At 45.9% G+C, this 1403-nt stretch carries 1 pseudogene; it reads right to left on the minus strand.

Features of this window, described 5'->3' with window-relative positions:
• Positions 1-1403, minus strand: a pseudogene (locus ABHV44_RS16120) (hypothetical protein); the annotation flags it as partial.

The raw sequence follows: 1403 nt of genomic DNA on the forward strand, positions 1-1403 counted from the left end.
GAATCAACAGTGCTGTTACCGCAAGCATCAGTAGCAGTGAAAGTGCGAACGATAGTGAAGTTTTGCGCGCAGTCACCAGCGATGGTGTCTACAGCTACTTCAAGATTCACTTCTGAACAGTTGTCAGAATACTCAGCACCTGCGTAGTTGATGTCCTCATCGCAGCTGTAAGCAGCGTCAGCAGGAACAAACAACTCAGGAGCAGTAGTATCTATCACGTTGATAGTTTGCGTTTGGCTGGTAGCGTTTTCGCAAGCATCAGTGATCGTCCATGAACGTTCGATAGTGTACTGACCAGCGCACTCACCTTCGATGATTGTTTCACCATCGTAAGAAAGAGATACATCTGTGCAGTTGTCTTCAAACCCGATTTCAACTCCATCAACAGAAGGAACATCGCTGCATTCTACAGTGAGGTCTTCTGGGAAAGAAGTGAATACCGGAGCAACTTCATCAATAAGTGTGATGATTTGTTCAAATTCAGCAGTGTTACCACAAGCGTCCGTTGCAACGTAATCACGGATGATACGACCAGCGCATCCTCCAGAAACTGGAGTGTCTTCGTAAGTGATAGTAACATCTGAGCAGTTGTCAGCAGCTTCGATAAGGATATTGTCGTTGATGTTATCGCAAGCCATATCGATATCGATTTCGCCTTCAATCACAGGAGCAGTAGTGTCCTGGATAGTTACGAATTGCTGAGCAACAGTAGTGTTTCCACACTCATCAACAGCAGTGAACTCACGAATGAAGCAATCAACGATTGGGCACTCGAGCTCAGCAGCTTCGATGTTGATGTTAGTTACGTTAGCAGTTGCAGCACCAAGGATGTCGTCAATTGCATCGATGATAAAGGCAACTTCACTTCCAGCAGGTACTTCGATAGAAGCGCTACCAGACTGATCGTTAGATCCACCATTGTCAGAAAGTTGTGTGAACACTCCGTCAACAGTGTATCCGAACAATTCGAAAGGAGCACCGTCAACATCTACAGTTGAGTAATCCCAGTCGAAGCTGATAGTAATCGCTTTAGCTGCAGCAGTGAGAGCAACTACCTGGCTAACTTCTGTACCAGAATCAGAGCTTACAAGAGTAAGACCGTCTTCAGTTACTTCACCAGAACCGTCTCCAGAAGTAGAAGAGAACACCCATGGGGTAATCAAATCGTAATCTTCGTAAGAAACAGTTACTTCACCACAGTTGTCTTCGGCAGTAGCCATTTCAACTGGAAGTTCGGCATCACACTCGATTGTTGCGTTTTCTGGCACAAAAGTGAACTCAGGAGCAGTCTCGTCAGAAACTGAGATCTCTTGAGAATCAACAGTGCTGTTACCGCAAGCATCAGTAGCAGTGAAAGTGCGAACGATAGTGAAGTTTTGCGCGCAGTCACCAGCGATGGTGTC

This window comes from Halocola ammonii (genome assembly GCF_049334165.1).
Lineage (GTDB): Bacteria > Bacteroidota > Bacteroidia > Flavobacteriales_D > Sanyastnellaceae > JBEGHD01.